Raw genomic sequence first — 22,698 nt, 5'->3', positions numbered from 1 at the left:
TCCTGCCTTTGCCGCGCGCCGCGCGGCGCTTGCATGCCCTATTTATTGACGAAGGCCGCCATGTCCCTGACCGCAGACCTGCTGATTCACGCCCGCTGGATCGTGACCGTTGAAACCGATGGCGAAGTGCTCGCCGACCACGCGCTGGCCATCCGCGATGGCAAGATTGTCGCCATTGTGCCGCCGGAAGGCGTGGCCGCCGTGTCGGCCAAAGAAACCGTACACCTGCCGCGCCATGTGCTGATGCCCGGCCTGGTCAATCTGCACTGCCACGCCGCCATGACCCTGCTGCGCGGCTACGCCGACGACCTGGCGCTGATGGACTGGCTGCAAAACCACATCTGGCCGGCCGAAGGCAAACATGTGTCGGATGAGTTTGTCTACGATGGCACGCTGATCGGCATGGCCGAGATGATTCGCAGCGGCACCACCACGGTCAACGATATGTATTTTTACAATTCGGCAGTGGCCCGCGCCGGTCTGGCCGCCGGCATGCGCACCTTTGTCGGCTGTTCGATTCTGGAATTCCCCACCAATTACGGCCTGAACGCCGATGATTACATCAACAAGGGCCTGAAAGAGCGCGACGAATTTGTCGGCGAATCGATGGTGACTTTCACCTTGGCCCCGCACGCGCCGTACACCGTCAGCGACGCCACCTTCCGCAAGGTGGTCACCCTGGCCGAGCAGCTGGATTTGCCGATTCACTGCCATATCCACGAAACCCAGGACGAAATCAACGGCAGCCTGACCGAGCACCAGGTGCGCCCGCTGGCGCGCCTGGCCGCGTTGGGCCTGCTGTCGCCGCGCCTGGTGGCGGCGCATATGGTGCACCTGAACGACGAAGAAATCGCCCTGGCCGCCCATCACGGCGTGTCGGTGGCGCACAACCCGACCTCGAACATGAAGCTGGCCTCGGGCATCGCCCCGGTGCAAAAGTTGCTGGCCGCTGGCGTGAATGTCGGCATCGGCACCGACGGCGCGGCGTCCAACAACAAGCTGGACATGCTGGCCGACACGCGCATGAGCGCGCTGCTGGCCAAGGTGGGCACGCAAGACCCGACCGCCGTGCCGGCCGCCACCGCGCTGCGCATGGCCACGCTGAACGGCGCGCGCGCGCTGGGCATTGAGGCGCGCACCGGCAGCGTGGCGCTGGGCAAGGACGCCGACGTGATCGCCCTGGACCTGGGCGCGCTGGAAACCGCGCCAACCTTCGACCCGATTTCGCACATCGTCTACGCTGCCGGCCGCGAGCAGGTCAGCCATGTGTGGGCGGCTGGCCGCGCGCTGTTGCGCGAGCGCCAGCTGGTGACGCTGAATGAGGGCGAGCTGTTGGGCAAGGCTGAGGCCTGGCGCCTCAAGATCGCCGGCTGAGAGCTGCACACAAAACCCTCCTGGCGTTGTGGTTTGACCTTGCCGTACTTACCCGTACTGTCTGTGGTCACACGCCTAGCCAGGACCGCTTCGCTGGGTTTTGTGAGCGACTCTAACGCAGCTAGCAAAACCCTCCTGGCGTTGTTACCCGACCTTGCCGTACGACTTGCACTGTCTGCGGTCACACGCCTCGCCAGGAACGCTGCACTGGGTTCTGTGATGGGCAGAGCGCATGCCCAACGGCCCTATTGTTGACCGATGTTTTTAAGGACGGACGATGAGCAATGTCGATCAGGCTGAACTGGAAAAATTCAGCCAGGTGGCCCACAAATGGTGGGACACCAGCAGCGAATTCAAGCCGCTGCATGACATCAACCCACTGCGGCTGGACTATATCAGCCAGCAGGCTGGCGGCCTGGCCGGCAAGCGCGTGCTGGACGTGGGCTGCGGCGGCGGCATTTTGTCCGAAGGGCTGGCGCGCGCCGGCGCCGAGGTGCTGGGCATCGACCTGGCGAAAAAGTCGCTGAAGGTGGCGCAGCTGCACGCGCTGGAATCCGGCGTGGCGGTCAGCTACCGCTGTGTGGCGGTGGAAGACCTGGCCGCCGAAGCGCCGGGGTCGTTTGACGTGGTGACCTGCATGGAAATGCTCGAACACGTGCCCGACCCGCAAAGCGTGGTGCGCGCCTGCGCCACCCTGGTGAAGCCGGGCGGCGCGGTGTGTTTTTCCACGCTGAACCGCAATCTGAAAAGCTATGCACTGGCGGTGCTGGGGGCGGAATACGTGCTGAACATGCTGCCGCGCGGCACGCATGAATACGCGCGCTTTCTCAAGCCGTCCGAACTGGCGCGCATGGCGCGTCATGCCGGGCTGGATGTCAGCGACATCTGCGGCATGAGCTACAACCCGCTCACCCAGGTGTATCGACTGGGCGAGGACAGCGCAGTGAATTATCTGATGGGCTGCCGACGCATCGGCTGAGCCTACGGCCCCATCGGCGCATCGGTCGGCCCTAGTCGCACGGTACGTGATGGGTCCAGCGGCATCGACAGCGCCAGGCGCAGCGCCTGTACGGCCATGGCCGGCTGATCGGCCAGCAGGCTGTGGCCGGCGTTTTCCACCAGAATCATCGGGGCTTGCAGGTGTTCAGCCAGCACACGGCCCAAGGGCGGTGGAAACACTGCGTCACCTTCGCTCCACACCACCACGCTGGCCGGACGGACATCCAGCAGGCGCTGGCTGTAGCGTGCCTGACTGGCTTGCAGATCGTGCAGCAGTTCCAGCATACCTGTTTCGTGGCCACGGTAGTAACGCGCCAGCATATCGTCCAGCAGCCAGTCGCTGGCATCCACCGGCTGGGTGCGGGTCATGCCGATCAGCCGGCGCAGCTCGGCCGGGGTGCGCGGCACAAACAACTCGTCTACCGAACGCACCTGGGCACGCCGCTCCAGTGCGCGCAGGTCGGCCGGCTGGTAAATCGGTCCGGGCGAGTTGATCAACACCACCCGACGCACGCTCAATGGCAGACGCCGGGCCAGCTCCAGCGCGACAAAGCCGCCGTAGGAAATCCCCGCCACCCGCACCTCGCCCAGCCGGCGCGCTTCGATCAGGGCAATCAGCGCATCGACCTGGGCATCCAGGGTCAGTGGCCCGGGCGCGTGGGAGTCGCCAAAGCCAAGCAGGTCAGGAGTGACCACGTGATATTGTTCGACCAGTTCGCTCATGGTGTGTCGCCAGTGCAAAAGGCCATTGCCGCCAAAGCCGTGGATCAGCAGTAGCGTAGGGCCGTGACCGGCTTCGCGATAAGCCAGCTGGCCGCCATGGGCCAGACTGAGTCGGGCCGGAGCAAAGCCCTGGGCGCGGGCGCTGGATTCGCTCCACCAGGCGTGCAGCGCCACCGGAGAGCAGGCGGCCAGGCCCAGCGACAGGGCGACCAGCAGGGTGAGAATCAGGCGCACGCGGTGCGCAAGGGATGTCATGGGTAGGGGATGTCCGGAAAACAGGCAGGGGCCGCGCCAGCTTCAGGCTACGGTTCAGGCTGATATCATAATGCTTGCAGATATTGTCAACAATTCGCAAGTTTACGGTGGGCGGGCTGTTTTCTGCTCATCCACAGGAAATGATCAACATGGTGCTTAATGTCATCTGGTCGGCGTTTATCCTGCTCGCCCTGGCCGCTGCGCTGGCGCAAGCGGTGTGGCTGGGGCACACCGATATCTTTGCCGCCATGGTCAAGGCGCTGTTTGACGCCGCCAAGAGCGGCTTTGAGATTTCACTCGGCCTGACCGGCGTGATGGCGCTGTGGCTGGGTTTGATGAAAATCGGCGAGCGCGCCGGCCTGGTGGCGCTGGCGGCGCGCGCGCTGGCGCCCTTGTTTGCCCGCTTGTTTCCCGGTGTGCCACGCGACCATCCGGCGCTGGGCAACATCACCCTGAACATGGCGGCCAATATGCTTGGGCTGGACAACGCCGCCACCCCGCTGGGGCTGAAGGCCATGCGCGAGCTGCAAACGCTCAACCCCAGCGCCGACACCGCCAGCGATGCGCAGATTCTGTTTTTGGTGATCAACACCGCGTCGATTACTTTGTTTCCGGTGACTATCTTTGCCTACCGCGCGCAAATGGGCGCCGCCGACCCCACCGATGTGTTTATTCCGCTGCTGCTCACCAGCTATCTGGGCACGCTGTCGGCGCTGGCGCTGACCGGCGCCATTCAGCGGCTGAAATTGTTGGACCCGGTGGTGCTGGCTTATCTGGCCGGCCTGAGCGCGCTGGTGCTGGGCAGCGCCTGGTGGTTTGCCCACCTGCCGGCTGCACAGATGCAGGCGCAATCATCCTTGCTCAGCAACGCTGTGCTGCTGGCCATGATCGGCGCGCTGCTGTTGGCGGCGCTGTACAAGCGGGTAAATGTCTACGACAGCTTTATCGACGGCGCCAAAGAGGGTTTTCAGGTGGCGGTGGGGATTATTCCCTATCTGATTGCCATGCTGGCGGCGATTGCCCTGCTGCGCGCCTCGGGCGCGCTGGACTTGCTGATGGGCGGCTTGAAGCAGCTGGTGGCGGCCGGCGGCTGGGATACGCGCTGGGTGGATGCACTGCCCACCGGGGTGATGAAATCGCTGTCAGGCAGCGGCGCGCGCGCCATGATGCTGGACACCCTGAAAACCCAGGGCGCGGATTCGTTTGCCGGCCGGCTGGTGTCGATTTTGCAAGGCAGCAGCGAAACCACGTTTTATGTGCTGGCGGTGTATTTTGGCGCGGTGAACATCCGCAACACCCGCTATGCCGCCGCCTGCGGGGTGTTTGCCGATGTGATGGGTTTTGTGGCGGCGGTGTGGGTGGCCTATCTGTTTTTTGGCTGATTTCCGGTGGAGAAACATGCCACTATGCTGCTGTGCGTCATGCCAGCCAGGGTGCGTTATGACAAAAAAATCACCCATGCCGACTTAGGTCAAGGTTTTGCGCATTTACCCGGCGCAGCGGCTACAACTGGGTATACTGCCCTCACTGCTGCTGGCGGTGTCGGCGCGAATGTTGCACTGCATTGTTCTGCCCCGGCACTGACTGGCATGAAGAGCCATCGTCAGTATGGCTGCACCGCATCCGTGCGCGGCGCACGCCGCGTCAGAACGAGAAGAAAACACCATCATGACCCACCGTCTGACCTTGGGCCAGCGTCTGTTTCTGCTGGTCAGTCTGCCGCTGCTTGGCATGGTGGGCTACGCTGCGCTGACAGCGTGGGCCCACTGGCAAGAAGCCGTCAACATGCGCCGCGCGGCGGCGCTGATCGAAGTCTCCACCCGTTCCGGTGACGTGATCCATCTGATGCAGGTCGAGCGCGGCGCCAGCGTCACCGGCGATCAGGCTCTGCTGGCCCAGGCGCGCAGTGCCCTGGATGGTGTGATCCGCACCATGCGCGCCAGCGTGGACAGTCTGGATGATCTGACCAGCGACGACCGCGCCCTGGCCCTTCAGGAATTGCAGGCACTGGACACGCTGGCCACTGTGCGTCAAGGCGTGGATCAGCATAGTCTGACCTCCACGCAATTCATTGCCCAGTACACCGGGCTGATTGAAAAACTGATGAATCTGGCCACTGTGGGTGTGCAGCGAGCCACCCACGCCGACCTCACCCGACAGATGACCGCCCAACTGGCGCTGCTGTGCGAAAAAGAATTCGCCGGCCGTGAACGTGCGCAACTGGCCACGGCACTGACCGCTGGCCGGCTGGATGATGCCGCCCGGCGTCTGTTGCTGGAGGGCGTGGGGCGTCAGCAAAGCTGTCTGACCGAATTCAACGCCCTGGCCGATCCAGCCTTGCGCGATGCCTATGTGGCGGTCAGCGCCACCCCAGCCTATCAGGATGCGGTGAACATGCGCGAAAAAATCCTGACACTGGGTCCCGAGCAATCCGGCATCGACAAGGACACCTGGTTTGCTGCCGCCACCAGCCGTATGGAAGCCATCAAGGGCATGCTGGATACCTTCTCGCACGCCATGATTGCCCAGGCTGACGGACTGAAGGACGCCGCCAGCCAGCGCGCGCTGTTGTCTGCCGGCGTAGCCCTGGTGGCCATCCTGCTGGTGCTCACACTGTCCATGCTCACCATGCGCGCCTTGCGTCGTGAAGTCCGCGCCTTGCAGGCCGTGATGGACAACACCAGTCGTCAGCTGGATCTGACCCACCGGGCCAATCTGCCGGGCGAGGACGAAATCGCCAGCATCGGCCGCTCGTTTGATCAACTGGTGGAAGCCTTTGCCCGTGCGCTGGGCCAGGTGGAACACGATGCCCGGCAACTGGCCGATGCCGCGGGCGGCCTGTCGTCGGTGTCGCGTCAGGCCGCAGCCGGTTCGGCCGAGCAAACCCATGCTTCCAGCCAGATTGCCGTCTCCACCGAAGAAATCAGCGCCGGCATCACCCAGGTGGTGGACAGCGCCAATGCCAGCGAAGCCTGTGCCGGCGAAACCCGCCGCCAGGCCAGCGCCGGTCGCGACAGCATGCGCCAGGCGGCGGCTGAAATCACCGAAATGGCCGATGCCGTCCAGCAGGCGTCCGGCACCATTCACCAGTTGCACGAGCGCTCACAGGCCATCAGCCAGCTGATTGGCTCAATCCAGGGCATTGCCGACCAGACCAATCTGCTGGCGCTGAATGCCTCGATCGAAGCCGCCCGCGCTGGCGAACAGGGCCGTGGCTTTGCCGTGGTGGCCGATGAGGTGCGCAATCTGGCTGAACGCACCAGCCAGGCCACCGGGGAGATCACTCGCCTGATCGAAGCCATCTGCCAGGATACCCAGGGCACGGTGGATGGCATGCGCGAAGTCAGCCAGCGCATGCAGGATGGCCTGGCCCGGCTGGAAGACACCCAGCAGGTGCTGGCACACATCGAAACCACCGCTGAAGATACGCTGGAAAAAGCCACTTCAATCAGCCATGCCATGCGCGAACATAGCCAGGCCAGCCATGATGTGGCCGAGAATGTGGCACGCATTGCCAGCCACGCCCAGGAAAACAGCGCGCTGATCGGCGAAGCCTCGCGCATTGCGCAAACCATGAATGGCACGGCCCAGGAGCTTAACGCCCTGGTTGGACGCTTTGTGCTGCCACGCAACGGCGCCTGAGCTTGCTGTAATACGCTAAAAAAACCGCCGCCGGTTTTACAACCGGCGGCGGTTTTTTCTGGGCGACGGGGTCACTCACCGGCAGGCCAGCCCCGGCGTGCAGTGGCCGCCAGACTTACACCTTGAAGCGCGACACCATACCATCCAGATCGCTGGCCAGCTGGCTCAGCTGACGGGTGTGTTCGCGGTTGTCGCGGCAGGCCTGGCTATTGGCTTCCGACATGGCGGCGATGGTTTCCACACTGTCGGCAATGCTTTGGCTGGAGCCGCTTTGCTCGCGCATGCTGACGGCGATGCCGGCCACGGCGGTGACCGCCTGCTTGCTTTGCGCCTCGATCTCGCCCAGCACCTGGCCGGCGTTTTCCACCGCCTGCACGCCGGCGGCGATGCGCTCGACCACCTGTTCGATGCGGCGCACCACTTCACCAGATTCTTGCTGCACCGAGCCAATCGAACTGGAGATTTCCATGGTGGATTGCGTGGTGCGCTCGGCCAGCTTGCGCACTTCGTCAGCCACCACGGCAAACCCCCGCCCTTGCTCGCCGGCGCGGGCAGCTTCAATCGCCGCGTTCAAGGCCAGGAGGTTGGTCTGGTCGGCGACTTCCTTGATCAGCTGAATCACCTGATTGATTTCGCTGGTGCGCTGACCCAGGGTGTGCACCACTTGGGCGGCAGACATGATTTCGTTTTCAATCTGGTGCATTTCGCTGGCCACTTCGCTGACCTTGTGGCTGCCGGCCTGGGCAGCGTCGGCGGTTTGCTGGGCCAATTGCTCGGCCTGGGTGGCGTTGTCGCTGACATGACCAATGCTGTTGGCCATTTCTTCGGCAGTGCGCGCCAGCGTGGCGGCGGCGTCAGCCTGATGGCCCGAGCTGTCCATCACCTTATCCGAGCTGTGATCCAGCTGGCCAGCCACCTGACCCAGGGCACGCGCCGAATCGGCCATGCGGCGCAACACGCTTGCGATGTCGCGCTGGGTGCCGCTCAGGCTGTTTTGCAGGCGGTCCACCTCATTACGGCTGGCCTCATCACTGGCGTTCAGCGTGCGACTGAAATCACCGGCGCCCATTTGCCGCACGCTTTCCACCAGAGTTTGCACCGGCGCCAGGCCACGGCGAATGGCCCAGGCGATCAATGTGACCGTCAGCACGCCACTCAAGGCGGCAGCCAGAATCAGGCCATTGCGCAGATTGCGCGCTTCAGCGGTGAATTCGTCTTCCCAACTGCCCGAGCCGACAATCCAGCCAGCGTTCTTGACTTCGGCCACCGCGGCAATCTTGTCGCCGCTCACCCCGCTCTTGGCGTCATCCCAGCGGTAATGCAGCACACCGTTACGGGTGGCGATCAGCTCGCCCACCACCCGGGTGAGCTGTTCGTTTTTCATGTCACCTACCCGCTTGCCGGCGAGTGACGGGTGCACCAGCATGATGGTGTCGTCCACCGTTTTGCCTGGCTGCATCACATAGGCGTAACCGGTTTGTGCCACCTTGATATTGCTGATGCTCTGACGCAGGCGCGCCATGATGTCATCGACGCTGACCCGCACCGAAATGGCGCCGATCAGCTTTTTATTGGCGTCGTACACCGGCTCGAAAATTGACATGTAGAACACACCGCTGCGGTTGACCATGCCATAAAACGTTTCGCCTTTTTGCAGGGTTTGCGCTTCCTTGCTGTCGTCGGCCAACGGCACGCCAATCTGTGATTTGCCGTCTTTTTTCAGGAAGGTGGCCACTCGGACAAATTTGCCATTGTGCAGCACCAGCACCGCCGGATCGGCATCCAGCATGCTTTTGACCTTCTCCAGAAAGGCCATATTGTTGTTCAGTGCCAGCTCGCCAGCTTTGATTACCGGCACACCAGCCAGCAGCCCTTCGCTGGGCACCCCCTCTTGCGTCACAGTGAAGCTTTGCGAGGGCAGCATGTGCTTGTACATGCCCAACCGCAGTTTGGCCGATTGCTGAGCCGACAGAAAGTTGTCTTCCAATGCAATGGCAATGGCGCTCATCTGCTGTGACAAGTGCTCATGCACCTGTTTGACCGCCGTGCGGTTGGATGACCAGGACAGAAAACCGATCAGACAGGAAAAAATCACGGTGATGACCAGCGACGCCATGATGGCAATGGCAGTGGCCAATGGCAGATGTTTGATTCGCAAGGCAAATCTCCTCATTCACGCGTGTGGCGATGCACCGCGTCTTGTTTTTTTGAATAACCGGGCCGTCACCCCGCGCGGACGGCCCATGCGCAGTGATACCAAATTCTTTTGCGCCCACACAAGCGGTTTTTATAGAACGAATGCCCGGCGCGTTGGCTTTTCAGACAAAAGCAAACGATTGTTTTTATTGAATTTCAACACTTTTATCATGAAACGGCCAGACATCGGGCAAAAAGTGCAACGTGACAGGACAGATGACGCCAGATCGAGGGAGGCGTGACAGGCACGCGCAGTATGGCTGGCCACAGGCCGGGCAGGATGATGATCGACGTCGGCAGCATGCCTTGCGCATGCCAAACGCGAATCTGGTGCGAGCAGGACAGCAGATAAAACCGTAAACATCTAAATCATATGGCATTTTTTGCGCAAAAGCAAGCCTGATGTCGGGCGGATCAACGCAAATCGCCACCATCTTCTGCGCCCGTGAAACACGCTGGGCCTGTTACAATCGCCACACCCGGCCCCCGTATGGCGGGTATGGGCCCAATCGCCCATGATCGGGCCGCCCCACCGGGCCGACTCTTGTTTTTTGAATTTCGCGAGGATTTTGACCGATGAACACACCTCTTGACATCGCCGTAGTTGGTGCAACCGGCGCCCTGGGTCGGGTTTTGCTGGAGGTGCTCGGTGACAGCCGTTTTCCGCTGGGCCGGCTGTACCCACTGGCCAGCGAGCGGGCCGAAACCGAAGGTGACACCCTCACCTTCCGCAACCGCGAACTGACGGTGGGCGACGCCGAAGGTTTTGATTTTTCCCGCGCGCAACTGGTGCTGCTGGCCGTGCCTGCCGACTGCGCCGACAGCCTGGCGGCCGACGCCTGCGCCGCAGGGGCGGCCGTGCTGGATTTTTCCAGCGCCCAGCGCAACAACCCGGCGCTGGTGCTGGCTGGCGGCCAGGCCGAAGGCCCGGCGCCTGGCCAGCGCGTGCGCTGCCCGGATGGCCTGAGCCTGGCCGTGGCCAGCCTGCTGGAAGGCCTGACTCCAGCCGGCGTGGAATCGGTCGATATCACGGCATTGTTGCCGGCAGGGGTGCATGGCCGCGCAGCCATGGACGAGCTGGCCGGGCAAACCACCGCGCTGTTCAACCTCAGCGAAACCACCACCCAGGTGTTTGACCGCCGGCTGGCATTCAACCTGTTGCCGGCCTCGCTGGACGAACACCAGCAGCGCAGCCAGGATGTGGCCCGCCTGCTGGGCGATGCCGCCCCGACCGTGGCGCTGAACCTGGCCGTGGCCCCGGTGTTTTTTGGCGCCAGTCTGTCGCTGACCTTGCACGGCAGCGCGCTGGATGAAGCCGCCGTACGCGCGGCCTGGGCAGCCAACACCCTGATCCGCCTGGACGATGACAGCGCCGTGCTCAGCCCGGCCGATGCCGCCACCCGCCCGGATCTGGCCGTGGCTGGCCTGCATCGCCAGGGTGATGCGCTGTGCGCCTGGGCGGCGTTTGATCCGCTGCGCTGGGTGGCGCTGCACGCGCTGCGACTGTCGGCACGCACCCTGGCCAGCCTGCAACAACCGGCCTGAATCGCCGGTATTTTGCCCGCCATGCGCACGCACTGGCGGGTTATACGCAACGATCTGCATGGCATTTTGCCGCCATGCTGGGTATCATCCGCACACATCGTCCTGGCAGTGCGCCAGCGACGACGGGCTTTACTGACATTCGTAAGGGCAGGCTTCGTGACGATTCGAGCGAAACTCACTGCCAGCGCCTTGGCGCTGGCGCTTATCGGTGCCACTTATCCGGCCATGGCCGGCGGGCTGGGCCGCATGCATGTGCAATCCGCGCTGGGGCAGCCGTTCCGCGCCGAGATCGACATCACCGGGGTTCGCTCGCAAGAACTCAGCCAGATTCGCGTCAACATCGCCTCACCGGCCGCTTTTGCCGAGATGCAGATGGATTACCCCGAAGTCCTGCAAGGGGTTAGCGTCAACGTGGTGCGCAAACCCGATGGCAAGATGGTGGCCCGCGTACAGGGCGCTCAACCAATCAGCGACCCTTTCCTGTTCTTGCTGCTGGAACTGAACGACGGCGGAGCCCGCTCGTTCAAGGAATTCACCGCCCTGCTGGAGCCCAGCGACAAGCCCACGCCCGCGGCGCCGGCGGTAAGCACAGAACAAGCCAAGCCGGCTGCCAGTGCAGCGCCTGCGCCAGCCGCGCCGGCAGCAGCCCCCACACCGGCCCCTGCAACCAGCAAGCCTGCCGACAGCAAACCAGCCACCAAGGCCGAAGCCAAGCCTGACGCTGACGGCCCACTGCCCAGCGATGGCCGCCAGCACACCGTCAAGCCCGGCGACACCTTGTCTGGCGTGGCGGCCAAACTCAAACCGGCGGATGTCTCGCTGGAACAAATGATGGTTGGTCTGTACCGCAATAACAGCGGAGCGTTTGCTGGCGACATGAACAAACTGCGCGCCGGCGCCACCCTGGATGTGCCCGCCGCCGACGGCGTGCGCAGCATTCCGCCGCGCGACGCGCTGGACACCGTGCGCGCCCAAGTCAAAGACTGGCGCAATTATGTGCTGGGTGGCGCAGACGCCGCCGCCGCCGCACCAGCGCGCGACCCAGGCAAAACCCGCACCCCACCCAGCGACGCCAGCGCCGAAGTAGCGCCACAAGACAATAAAGAAGGCGTGCTCAAGCTGAGCAAGGCCGACGGCAAACCCGGCGAAGAACGGGCCGGCCAACTGGAAGAGGAACTGGTCAGCCGCGAAAAAGCCCTGAAAGACGCCAACGAACGCATCACCACGCTGGAAGCCCAGCTGGAAGAAATGCGCGGCCTGCTGGCCTTGCGCTCGCAAATGGGCGCCGAAGCCGAAAAACAAGCCAAGGAAGCCGAAGCCGGCAAGGCTGAAGCCCCGCCGCGTCCGGCATCAGGCGCTCAAGCCAGTGCCAGCGAAGGCCAGCATAACGCCATGTTCCTGCTGGGCGGGCTGGGCCTGGCCGGCGCCCTGCTGGCCGGCGTGCTGTACGCGCACCGTCGCAAAGACACCTTCCGCCGCTGGTGGGAACAACTGATGGCGGCCCGGCGCAAAAAAGCCGAAGAAAAAGCAGCAGAAAAAGCCGCCAAAGCCGACAGTCTGGCCGCCAGCACCGAGCCCGCCCCCGCTGCGGCTGACAGCAACGACGAAGATCCACTGGTCGTGGCCGACCGCCTGATCGAATACAACAAGCTGGCCCAGGCAGAAACCGTGCTGCTGGACGCGCTGAACAAAACCCCGGATCGCCACGAACTGCGCCTGAAGCTGCTCAAGGTGTACTACGCCATGCCGCTGGTGGACAAATTCAACGCCCAGGCCGCCCGCCTGCTGGACGCCGTGAGCAAAACCAGCCCGCTGTGGGTGCAGGCGCTGGAAATGGGCCGCAAGCTTGACCCCAACCACCCACTGTACGCCGCGCCCAAGCCGGTTGAACCGGCAGCCAGCGATGACTTTGGCTTTGACGAAGCCGACATTGAGCCGGCGCCGGCGCCAGAACCCGCCCCAGCGCCCAAACCCGCCGCCAAACCGGCCCCGGCGCCGGTGGCCGAAGACCCGTTTGACCTGGATGGCGACCTGCTGCCTGACGACGCGGTGATGCAAGGCGGCGGCAGCTTTGTGCAAGACCCGACAGACGACGAACTGGAAGACAAGCCGCTGCTGAATTACGACTTCCAGATCGACAAAGACAAAAAACCCGCGCCAGAAGCCGCGCCCGCCGCCCCGGCCAAACCCGCCGCGCCGGCCGCCGCCGACAGCCTGTCAATGGACGACGTGTTCGACTTTGGCCTGGACGCCCCGGCCGAACCGGCGCCGGCCCCTGCCGCTGCCAAACCGGCCGCGCCAGCACCCGCCCCGGCGCCGATTGCCGACCCGGTGGCCGACACGCTCAGCCAGGATGATCTGGACGACCTCTTTGCCCAACCGGCGCCCGCCCCGACCGCCAAGCCCGAGCCGGCCCCGGTCAACGATGTGCTGAGCCAGGACGATCTGGACAATCTGTTTGGCGAAACCCCGGCCGCGGCAGAACCCGCAGCGGATGACGGCGAACTGGACATCGACGCGCTGATTGCCGCCGAGCAAGCCAAACAAGCCGAAGAAGCCGCCGCCCAGGCCGCCGCCGCCAAACCGACGCCGAGCAAACCGACCAAACCGGCCATTCCGTCCGGCGACGAACTCTCGCTGGACTTTGACGGCATCTTCGAAGACACCGTGCCGCCGCTGCCGGCGCTCGACCCGGAAGCCCTGGCCGCCGCCCTGGCCAACGCCCCGGACATGGACGACCTGCCGCCGCCGGACGACACCGTGCTGGAAGCGTCCGACATGCCGCTGGAAATCCCCGACGAGGGCGCGCTGGCCGCCGAACTGGCCGAACCGGAGCTGCAAGAAGGCGACGACAACCCGCTCAAGGACGAAATGAGCGAGCCCTCGCCGCTGCTGACCGGCGAGATGGCCAATATCGACCCGGACCTGGCATTTGACTTTGACGCCGTGTTCCAGGACGCCGCCCCGGCCGCGCCCAAGCTGGACCGCAGCGCGCTGGCCGCCGCCCTGGCCAGCGCCCCGGACCTGGAAGAATTGCACCAGGAAGACGCTGTGACCGCCGACAGCGGCGAAGCTGTCACCCCGGAACAAGTGGACACCAAGCTGGATCTTGCCCGCGTCTACATCGACATGGGCGACGAAGAAGGCGCCCGCGAAATCCTGGTGGAGGTCATGGCCGAAGGCACCGACGAACAACGCGACACCGCGCTGAAGCTGATGGAAAAGCTGTAAATCGTGATGGGTTTTTCTGTTTCCAGCCCCGACCGGCCCGCCGGCTCGGGGTTTTTTCATCCCGCCACCCCGCTGGCCGCCTGGCTGATGCTGGCGGTGATGCTGCCCTTGTGGCCGTGGCCGCTGCAACTGGCCGCCGCAGCGGCTTGCGCCGGCCTGGCGGCGCGGCGCGAGCGGGCGGCGCCGTGGCTGGCGGCGCGGCGGATGCGCTGGCTGTTGGCGGCGCTGCTGGCGGCGATGGCGTGGAGCACGCCCGGCCAGGCGCTGTGGCCGGCGGACTGGGCGCCCACCCGTGAAGGCGTGCTGGAAGGCGGCCTGCACGCGCTGCGGCTGCTGGCCTTGCTGTGGTGCATGAAGGCGCTGTTCGCCAGCCGCAGCCGCCAGACCTGGCTGTTGGGCCTGCGCACGCTGTGCTGGCCGCTGACCTGGCTGGGGCTGGACATCAACCGCGCGGCGCTGCGGCTGTGGCTGACGCTGGAAGAAAGCGAACGACTGACCGGCCAGGCACCGCCGCGCTGGCGCGACCTGTGGCAAGCCTTGTCCGCCGCGCCAACGGCGGGGCCAGACCACGCACAGGGCGACGAGGGGCGGGCATTGACGCTACAATTGCAGGCTTTGACCGCCCGCGACCTGCTGGCCTGGCTTGTCCTGGCCTTGGCGCTGGCGGCTTCGGTTTTCGGATAGCACAGTCACCCATGAGAATTGCATTAGGCGTCGAATACGACGGACGCGGGTTTTCCGGCTGGCAAACCCAGCCCAAGGGCAACACCGTGCAAGATGCGCTGGAGCGCGCAGTGGCGGCGATTGTCGGCGCGCCGGTGCGCTGCCACGCCGCCGGGCGCACCGACGCTGGCGTGCACGCCACCGGCCAGGTGGCGCATCTGGATTGCGATGTGCCGCGCCCGCCCGGCGCCTGGGTGCGCGGGGTGAACAGCCATTTGCCGCCCGGCGTGGCGGTGTGCTGGGCGCAGCCGGTGCCCGAGCATTTTCATTCGCGTTTTTCCGCCTATGCGCGCTGCTACCGCTATGTGCTGCTGAACCGCCCGGTGCGCCCGGCGATTGCCGCCGGCCAGGTGGGCTGGTTTCATGCGCCGCTGGAGGTGGAGGCCATGCGTGAGGCCAGCGCGCATTTATTGGGCCAGCATGATTTTTCCAGCTTTCGCGCCGCCGAGTGCCAGGCCAAGACCCCGGTGAAAACCCTCACCCGGCTGGATATCGAGCGGGTGGGCGACACCCTCACCTTCAGCCTGGAAGCCGACGCCTTTTTGCATCATATGGTGCGCAATCTGGTCGGCGCCTTGCTGATGGTGGGCAAGGGCGGCAAGCCGGCCGAATGGATGGCCGAGCTGCTGGCGGCGCGCAGCCGCGCCAGCGCGCCGCCCACCTTCATGCCCGATGGCCTGTACCTGACCGGCGTGCGCTACCCGGAAGAATTCGGCCTGCCCTCGCCGCCGCCGCTGTATGGCCCGCGCCGACAGGCGGATGTTTGAGCGGTTTTCACCCTGTTATTTTTGCCGAGCCCATTCACCATGCCCGTTCGCATCAAAATCTGCGGCATCACCCGCCCCGAAGACGGCCAGGCCGCCGCCCAGCTGGGCGCTGACGCCATCGGCCTGGTTTTTTATCCCAAAAGCCCGCGCCATGTCAGCCTGGAGCAAGCGCGCGCCATTGTCGCCGCCTTGCCGCCGCTGGTGACGGTGGTGGCGCTGTTTGTCGATCCCGAGCCGGACGAGGTGCACCGCGTGCTGGCCGCCGTGCCGATTGACGTCTTGCAGTTTCACGGCGAAGAAAGCCCGGATTTTTGCCGGCAGTTTCAACGCCCTTATCTGAAAGCCGTGCGCGTCCAGCCCGGCCTGGATTTGCTACAATACGCGATTGCCCACGCCGGCGCGCGCGGTTTGCTGACCGACGCCTTTGTGCCGGGCGTGCCGGGCGGGACCGGCGCCACCTTTGACTGGAGCCTGCTGCCAGCGGATTTGCCGCTGCCGCTGATCCTCTCGGGCGGGCTGGAGCCCGACAACATCACCGCCGCCATCCGCGCCGTGCGTCCCGCCGCCGTGGACACATCCAGCGGCGTGGAAGCCAGCAAAGGCATCAAGGACGCTGCCCGCATGGCGGCATTTATCGCAGGAGTTCACCATGCATCCGTATGACCTTCCCGACGCACAAGGCCACTTTGGCCGTTACGGCGGCGTGTATGTCGCCGAAACCCTGATGTCGGCGCTGGACGAATTGACGCGTGAATACGCCCGCTACAAGAACGACCCCGAGTTTCTGGCCGAATACCAGAACGAACTCAAGCACTACGTCGGCCGCCCCAGCCCGATTTACCACGCCCGCCGGCTGAGCGAAGCCTGTGGCGGCGCGCAGATTTACCTCAAGCGCGAAGACCTCAACCACACCGGCGCGCACAAGATCAACAACGCCATCGGCCAGGCGCTGCTGGCCAAGCGCATGGGCAAAAAGCGGGTGATCGCCGAAACCGGCGCCGGCCAGCATGGCGTGGCCACCGCCACCGTGGCCGCCCGCTACGGCATGGAATGCGTGGTGTATATGGGCGCTGAAGACGTCAAGCGTCAGGCGCCCAATGTGTTCCGCATGAAGCTGCTGGGCGCCACCGTGGTGCCGGTGGAATCCGGCTCGAAAACCCTCAAGGACGCGCTCAACGAAGCCATGCGCGACTGGGTGACCAATGTGGACAGCACCTTCTACATTCTGGGCACCGCCGCCGGCCCGCACCCCTACCCGATGCTGGTGCGGGATTTTGTCTCGGTGATTGGCGAAGAATCCAAGGTGCAAATGCCCGAGATGATCGGCCGCCAGCCGGACGCCGTGGTGGCGTGCGTGGGCGGCGGCTCCAACGCCATCGGCATGTTCCACCCGTATATCCCGGTGGAAGGCGTGCGCCTGATTGGCGTGGAAGCCGGCGGCGACGGTCTGGAAACCGGCCGCCACGCCGCGCCGCTGTCGGCAGGTCGCCCTGGCGTGCTGCACGGCGCACGCAGCTATCTGATGCAGGACGCCAACGGCCAGATCATCGAAACCCATTCGGTGTCGGCCGGCCTGGATTATCCGGGCGTGGGCCCCGAGCACAGCTACCTGAAGGACATCGGCCGCGCCGAATACGTGGCGGTGACCGACGCCGAGGCGCTGACCGCCTTCCACGATCTGTGCCGCTACGAGGGGATCATCCCCGCGCTGGAATCCAGCCACGCGCTGGCCTACGCCGCCAAGCTGGCGCCCACCCTGGGCAAGGATCAGGTGATTCTGGTCAATCTGTCCGGCCGTGGCGACAAAGACATCAACACCGTGGCCGGCCTGGCCGGCATCACGCTCTGACAAGCCAACCCAGCCCGGCCGCGCGCCGGGCGCGCAATTGATGGATGATGCATGAACCGTATTGACCGCTGTTTTGCCGAGCTGGCCGGGCGCAAGGCGCTGATCCCGTTCATTACCGCCGGCGACCCCGAACCGGGCCAGACCGTGGCGATGATGCACGCGCTGGTGGCCGGCGGCGCCAACGTGATTGAGCTGGGCGTGCCGTTTTCCGACCCGATGGCCGACGGCCCGGTGATCCAGCGCGCCAGCGAGCGCGCCCTGGCCCACGGCGTGGGCCTGCGCGATGTGCTGGCCATGGTGGCGCAGTTTCGCGCCGACGACGACGCCACCCCGGTGGTGCTGATGGGCTACCTGAACCCGGTGGAAGCCATGGGCTACGCCGAATTTGCCAAGGCGGCCCGCGCCGCTGGCGTGGATGGCCTGCTGACGGTGGATTGCCCGCCAGAAGAAGCCGAAGCACTGTCGCTGGCGCTGCACGCCGAACAACTGGCGCCGATTTACCTGATTGCCCCGACCACCCCGGCCGAGCGGCTGTCCGGCATTGCCCGCCACGCGCGCGGCTATGTGTATTACGTGTCGCTCAAGGGCGTCACCGGCGCCGCCAACCTGGATGTCACTGAAGTGGCGCGCCGGGTGGCGGAAATCCGTCAGCACATCCAGCTGCCGATTGGCGTGGGCTTTGGCATCCGCGATGGCCAGACCGCCCGTCAAGTGGCCGATGTGTCTGACGCCGTGGTGATTGGCAGCCGGCTGGTGCAGGCGGTGGAAGCCGCCGCCCCCGGCGAGGCCGCCGCCACCTTGCAAACCCTGCTGCGCGACATCCGCGCCGCCCTGGACGCCTGAGCCCGGCCCGCCCGGACTCAGCCCGATAGACCCCAGCCCGCCGCCGCCCACGACGCGACGGCCGGGCGCAGGAGAGAACATGAGCTGGTTGAACAAGCTCCTTCCCCCGAAGATCAAAAAAGACAACAAAACCGGCAAATCCGCCGTGCCGGAAGGGCTGTGGAGCAAGTGCTCGGCCTGTGAGGCCGTGCTGTATCACACCGATCTGGAAAACAATCTGCACGTCTGCCCCAAGTGCAGCCACCACAACGCGGTGGGCGCGCGCGCGCGGCTGGACATGCTGCTGGACGCCGAAGGCCGCTTTGAAATCGGCAGCGAAGTCACCCCGGTGGACATCCTGAAGTTCAAGGACAGCAAAAAATACCCCGAGCGCCTCACCGCCGCGCAAAGCAGCACCGGCGAAGACGACGCCCTGGTGGTGATGCAGGGCAGCATCCACAATCTGCCGGTGGTCGCCGCCGCGTTTGAGTTCCGCTTTATTGGCGGCTCGATGGGTTCGGTGGTGGGCGAGCGCTTTGTGCGCGGCGTGCGCGCCGCCGTTGAGCAGCGCGCGCCGTTCATCTGCGTGTCAGCCTCCGGCGGTGCGCGCATGCAGGAAGGCCTGAGCTCGCTGATGCAGATGGCCAAAACCAGCGCCGCGCTGCAACTGCTGACTGACCACAAACTGCCGTTCATCTCGGTGCTGACCGACCCGACCATGGGCGGCGTCTCCGCCAGCTTTGCCTTTTTGGGCGATGTGGTGATGGCCGAGCCGGGCGCGCTGATTGGCTTTGCCGGCCCGCGCGTGATCGAGCAAACCGTGCGCGAAACCCTGCCGGAAGGTTTTCAGCGGGCGGAATTCCTGCTGGAAAAAGGCGCCATCGACATGATCGTCGATCGCCGCGAACTGCGCCGCCGCATGGCGGAAGTGCTGACCCTGCTGACCCGTCAGCCGGCCGTGGCCTGAGTTAAGCGCCGCTCACAAAACCCTCCTAGTAGCCAGTCACCATGATTTGAACAGACTGGCGGGTGCTTGGACCGCTGTACGCTGTAGACACGCCTGGACTCCCGCCTGCGCGGGAGTGGCGCGAGGTTCTTCGTGGCGCATGAACCCTTGTGTTTCAATGTGACTGGCTACTAGCGTTGTTGCGCGGCCTAGCCGTACTGCTGCCTGTCTACGGCGGCGCGCCTAGCCAAGATCGCTTCGCTGAGTTTTGTGAGCAATGCTGGAATGGTGCTTACAAAATCTAAGTGGTCAGTCGGCGGCGCAACAAGCACGTCCCAGCAAGCCACACCCATGTCTCGGCAACCTGCGACAGTCGATCATGATGCACGATCAAACGATGCGATCGTTCGTTCTAGGCATGGGTGTGTTCAACTCTCCAACGCTTGGTTTGCACGACAACCCCCTGCGCGTCCGTCTCAACGGTGAACAGATCCGCTTGTTTATCGCTCACCCAGCGCCCAACGTTGCGATTCGCCGGATAACGCACCACTTGTATCCGGATGTTATGGCAGTGCGAGATCAGTTGTGCGCCCCCCCCTGCATAAGCGGAATCCACGAACAAGTCTTAAACCATCACGGGGAATCCCCTAGCTGTGCCGGGGTAACAGTAGAAGTTTGACATTTATGGGAGTCCATCAATGAAACTTCCGGAGTGAGCCGCTAAGCACACTCGATAAAGGGAGTTTCACGATGGACGAATTTGAGAGCCTAAGCCACAGTTGGTGGGAGTGCAAATACCATGTGCAGGGCAATCGCATGAACGGATATCAGCTCAAGTCTGCAGAGCAGTTGATGACCATTTTCATGAAATGAACACTCGGCCAGCCGCTGCGGGCCTTCTTTTTCCATGATGCCGTCCAAAAAAACCTACAAGTAGAGAGGGTGTGGATAGTGTCTGGCTTGTTGGTTGTGGGCAAATACCTGCCAGGTACATGATAAAGACATTCATGCGATTGCCCTGATACCATGTGGTGTTCATTCCGAAGTGCCGAAGGAAGGCGTTGTATGCGAGCCTGCGCAAGCACTTGGGAGAGATGTTCCGACTGTTGGCGCAGCGCAAGGAATGCGAGATTCTGGAAGGGCATTTGATGCCGGATCATGTGCACATGCTGATTGCGATTCCGCCAAAGCATGCGGTGTCGCAAGTGGTGGGGTACATGAAAGGGAAGAGTGCAATCCACATTGCCCGAGTGTACGGAGAGCGCAGGCGCAACTTTGTGGGACAGAGTTTTTGGGCGAGAGGGTATTTTGTCTCGACAGTGGGGCGGGACGAAGAAGTGATCTGAAAGTACTGGGGAGACTTCTTCCTCAGGCCAAAAAACAAGCCCACGCTGCCCGCACAGCATGGGCTTGTTTTTTGGCTTACACACTTTTCCAAACGACTCAGTCGCCCATCGCAAAAAAATCTACCATGGCTTATGATATAGCCGTTTCTAATTTATCGGAATATGGCTCGTTGCTACAGGCAACTCGCTTTTTACTTACAATAGGAAAGCTATGTTTCCACCCTCCCTCCAGCAAATAGCACTGATCGATGCCACCCTACCAGACTGGCAAGCCCTGGCCGCTAGCCTGCCTGATGGCACAGCGCTCAAGACATTCACCAACCTGGCCGAACTGAGCCAATGGGCAAGCGTCCACACGGGTGAATACTCTGCCCTCCACCTGTTCGGCCACGGCGCTGCCGGCATTCTGCAACTGGGCAGCGACACCCTGAACACCGCCAAGCTCGGCCAATCCGATGTGCAGGCACAACTGCGTAGCCTGGGCCAGGCATTGACCCCGGATGGCGACCTGCTGCTGTATGGTTGCGATGTGGCCCAAGGCCAGACCGGCAGCGATTTTATCGGCACACTGGCAAACCTTACCCAGGCGGATGTCACTGCATCCACTAACCTGACCGGCATGCACGGCGACTGGACGCTAGAAGCTGTGAACGGCGTGTTACAAGCCAGCCCGCTAGCTCCAGATTGGCAAGGCGACCTGGCGATGAGCATCACCCCCGTGCGGATGAGCTATCCAGGTAAGGCTGCCGGAGAATTTCGCAACGAGGCCGCCTTTGCTGCACTGAAAAGCGATGGCAGCGTGGTCACTTGGGGGTATGCCGGCTACGGTGGCGACAGCAGCGCAGTTGTCGCCAGCCTGAGCAGTGGCGTCAGCCAGATTTACAGCACCCCCTGCGCCTTTGCTGCGCTGAAAAGCGACGGCAGTGTAGTCACGTGGGGGGACAGCAGCAAGGGCGGAGACAGCAGCGCTGTTACCGCCAGCCTGAGCAGTGGCGTCAGCCAGATTTACAGCACCAACTGGGCCTTTGCTGCGCTAAAAAGCGATGGCAGTGTGGTTACCTGGGGGAATAGCAGCTACGGCGGCAACAGCAGTGCGGTGGCAAGCAGCCTGAGCAGTGGCGTCAGCCAGATTTACAGCGCTTACAGCGCCTTTGCTGCGCTGAAAAGCGACGGCAGCGTGGTCACCTGGGGGTATTCCGGCGCTGGTGGCGACAGCAGCGCAGTTGTCGCCAGCCTGAGCAGTGGCGTCAGCCAAATTTACAGCACAAAAGGTGCTTTTGCTGCGCTGAAAAGCGATGGCAGTGTGGTTACCTGGGGGAATAGCAGCTACGGCGGCGACAGCAGTGCGGTGGCAAGCAGCCTGAGCAGTGGCGTCAGCCAGATTTACAGCGCTCACAGCGCCTTTGCCGCACTCAAAAGCGATGGCAGCGTGGTCACCTGGGGGGACCCCGTTTTCGGCGGCGACAGCAGCGCGGTGACCAGCCGCCTCGCCAGCGGCGTCAGCCAGATTTACAGCACCCCCTTGGCCTTTGCTGCGCTGAAAAGCGATGGTAGTGTAGTCACTTGGGGATCTAATGACCGCGGCGGTGACAGCAGCGCCGTTACCGCCAGCCTGAGCAGTGGCGTCAGCCAGATTTACAGCACCAACTGGGCCTTTGCTGCGCTGAAAAGCGACGGCAGTGTAGTCACTTGGGGGGATGGCAGTGGCAGCGGCATCAGCAGGAGCGGTGACAGCAGCGCCGTGGCCGCCAGTCTGAGCAGTGGCGTTAGCCAGATTTACAGCGCCAGCGACGCCTTTGCTGCGCTAAAAAGCGATGGCAGCGTGGTTACTTGGGGGGATAACAGCTACAGCGGCGGCGGCGGCGGCGACAGCAGCGCAGTCGCCGCCAGCCTGAGCAGTGGCGTCAGCCAGATTTACAGCACTTACGGCGCCTTTGCTGCGCTGAAAAGCGACGGCAGCGTGGTCACCTGGGGCGGTACTGGCGGCGACAGCAGCGCAGTCGCCACCAGCCTGGCCAGCGGCGTGGTGGGGCTGGCCAATATCGCGACCGATGACCGCTACAGCAATTCGGCGCCGACCCACATCGCCCTGAGCCATAGCAGTGTGGCAGAAAACACCGCCACCGCCAGCGCGCTGACCATCGGCTCCCTGAGCAGCACCGACCCGGATGCCGGCGACACCTTTACCTACAGCATTGTCGGCGGCGCCGACCAGGCACGCTTTCAGCTCAGCGGCGCCAACCTGCAATTCAAGGCCGGCACCACGCTGGACTACGAAAC

The 22,698-nt window shown here is 63.8% G+C and carries 17 protein-coding genes and 1 pseudogene; 15 read left to right on the top strand and 3 right to left on the bottom strand.

Annotation, left to right across the window (positions count from 1 at the left end; genetic code table 11):
• Positions 1-60 precede the first annotated feature (60 nt).
• Positions 61-1,374 carry a TRZ/ATZ family hydrolase gene (locus DFR34_RS11215; protein ID WP_110391292.1) on the top strand — a complete coding sequence of 438 codons (1,314 nt, stop codon included), beginning with the start codon at positions 61-63 and terminating at the stop codon, positions 1,372-1,374.
• 277 nt (positions 1,375-1,651) lie between these two features.
• Positions 1,652-2,353 carry a bifunctional 2-polyprenyl-6-hydroxyphenol methylase/3-demethylubiquinol 3-O-methyltransferase UbiG gene (gene ubiG / locus DFR34_RS11210; protein ID WP_110391250.1) on the top strand — a complete coding sequence of 234 codons (702 nt, stop codon included), beginning with the start codon at positions 1,652-1,654 and terminating at the stop codon, positions 2,351-2,353.
• Positions 2,354-2,355: 2 nt separating this feature from the next.
• On the opposite strand, the gene DFR34_RS11205 is transcribed toward ubiG, so the two are convergent.
• The gene (locus DFR34_RS11205) at positions 2,356-3,351 is read right to left on the bottom strand and encodes an alpha/beta fold hydrolase (RefSeq protein ID WP_110391249.1); all 996 of its coding nucleotides are present in this window, start codon (positions 3,349-3,351) and stop codon (positions 2,356-2,358) included.
• 149 nt (positions 3,352-3,500) lie between these two features.
• On the opposite strand from DFR34_RS11205, the gene DFR34_RS11200 reads away from it, so the two are divergent.
• Both DFR34_RS11200 and DFR34_RS17385 read left to right on the top strand, forming a co-directional pair.
• Positions 3,501-4,733, top strand: coding sequence for a spore maturation protein (locus tag DFR34_RS11200; protein WP_110391291.1), 1,233 nt, complete (start codon positions 3,501-3,503; stop codon positions 4,731-4,733).
• Positions 4,734-5,019: 286 nt separating this feature from the next.
• Entirely contained in the window at positions 5,020-6,993 is a 1,974-nt protein-coding gene (locus DFR34_RS17385; RefSeq protein WP_211309379.1) for a methyl-accepting chemotaxis protein, read from the top strand.
• A gap of 115 nt (positions 6,994-7,108) precedes the next feature.
• On the opposite strand, the gene DFR34_RS11190 is transcribed toward DFR34_RS17385, so the two are convergent.
• On the bottom strand, positions 7,109-9,109 hold the full coding sequence (locus DFR34_RS11190; RefSeq protein ID WP_158281801.1) for a methyl-accepting chemotaxis protein: 2,001 nt from the start codon (positions 9,107-9,109) through the stop codon (positions 7,109-7,111).
• Between DFR34_RS11190 and DFR34_RS17150 the strand changes: the two genes are divergently transcribed.
• From DFR34_RS17150 to accD, 9 genes are all read left to right on the top strand, one after another.
• Positions 9,093-9,431, top strand: coding sequence for a hypothetical protein (locus DFR34_RS17150; RefSeq protein WP_158281800.1), 339 nt, complete (start codon positions 9,093-9,095; stop codon positions 9,429-9,431). The genes DFR34_RS11190 and DFR34_RS17150 overlap by 17 nt on opposite strands.
• Before the next feature lie 334 nt (positions 9,432-9,765).
• On the top strand, positions 9,766-10,734 hold the full coding sequence (locus tag DFR34_RS11185) for an Asd/ArgC dimerization domain-containing protein (protein WP_110391246.1): 969 nt from the start codon (positions 9,766-9,768) through the stop codon (positions 10,732-10,734).
• 156 nt (positions 10,735-10,890) lie between these two features.
• A complete protein-coding gene (locus DFR34_RS17775; RefSeq protein WP_146215130.1) occupies positions 10,891-13,965 on the top strand; it encodes a motility hub landmark protein FimV in 3,075 nt (1,024 codons plus the stop codon).
• A 6-nt stretch (positions 13,966-13,971) separates the two neighbouring features.
• Positions 13,972-14,649: a CbiQ family ECF transporter T component gene (locus tag DFR34_RS11175; RefSeq protein ID WP_110391244.1), complete on the top strand. Its 678-nt coding sequence runs from the start codon at positions 13,972-13,974 to the stop codon at positions 14,647-14,649.
• Positions 14,650-14,660: 11 nt separating this feature from the next.
• Complete coding sequence (gene truA / locus DFR34_RS11170; RefSeq protein WP_110391243.1) at positions 14,661-15,455, top strand: tRNA pseudouridine(38-40) synthase TruA; 795 nt, start codon at positions 14,661-14,663, stop codon at positions 15,453-15,455.
• Positions 15,456-15,494: 39 nt separating this feature from the next.
• Positions 15,495-16,118, top strand: a complete 624-nt coding sequence (locus DFR34_RS11165) for a phosphoribosylanthranilate isomerase (RefSeq protein ID WP_110391242.1) — start codon at positions 15,495-15,497, stop codon at positions 16,116-16,118.
• A complete protein-coding gene (trpB, locus tag DFR34_RS11160; RefSeq protein ID WP_110391241.1) occupies positions 16,105-17,304 on the top strand; it encodes a tryptophan synthase subunit beta in 1,200 nt (399 codons plus the stop codon). The genes DFR34_RS11165 and trpB overlap by 14 nt, the downstream gene beginning before the upstream one ends.
• Before the next feature lie 51 nt (positions 17,305-17,355).
• Positions 17,356-18,147: a tryptophan synthase subunit alpha gene (gene trpA, locus DFR34_RS11155; RefSeq protein WP_110391240.1), complete on the top strand. Its 792-nt coding sequence runs from the start codon at positions 17,356-17,358 to the stop codon at positions 18,145-18,147.
• 79 nt (positions 18,148-18,226) lie between these two features.
• Positions 18,227-19,093, top strand: coding sequence for an acetyl-CoA carboxylase, carboxyltransferase subunit beta (gene accD / locus DFR34_RS11150; protein WP_110391239.1), 867 nt, complete (start codon positions 18,227-18,229; stop codon positions 19,091-19,093).
• Between the two features lie 747 nt (positions 19,094-19,840).
• Here accD and DFR34_RS17145 read toward each other — a convergent pair.
• Entirely contained in the window at positions 19,841-19,981 is a 141-nt protein-coding gene (locus DFR34_RS17145) for a hypothetical protein (protein WP_158281799.1), read from the bottom strand.
• Positions 19,982-20,100: 119 nt separating this feature from the next.
• Between DFR34_RS17145 and tnpA the strand changes: the two are divergent.
• Both tnpA and DFR34_RS11140 read left to right on the top strand, forming a co-directional pair.
• Positions 20,101-20,415, top strand: a pseudogene (gene tnpA, locus DFR34_RS11145) (IS200/IS605 family transposase); the annotation flags it as partial.
• A 214-nt stretch (positions 20,416-20,629) separates the two neighbouring features.
• The coding region (locus DFR34_RS11140) for a DUF4347 domain-containing protein (RefSeq protein ID WP_146215129.1) at positions 20,630-22,698 on the top strand (2,069 nt) is incomplete at its 3' end.

This window comes from Rivihabitans pingtungensis (genome assembly GCF_003201855.1).
In the GTDB taxonomy this organism is placed as follows: domain Bacteria; phylum Pseudomonadota; class Gammaproteobacteria; order Burkholderiales; family Aquaspirillaceae; genus Rivihabitans; species Rivihabitans pingtungensis.
The sequence above is the reverse complement of the archived record's forward strand: the minus strand, read 5'-3'. Positions and strand labels throughout refer to the sequence as shown.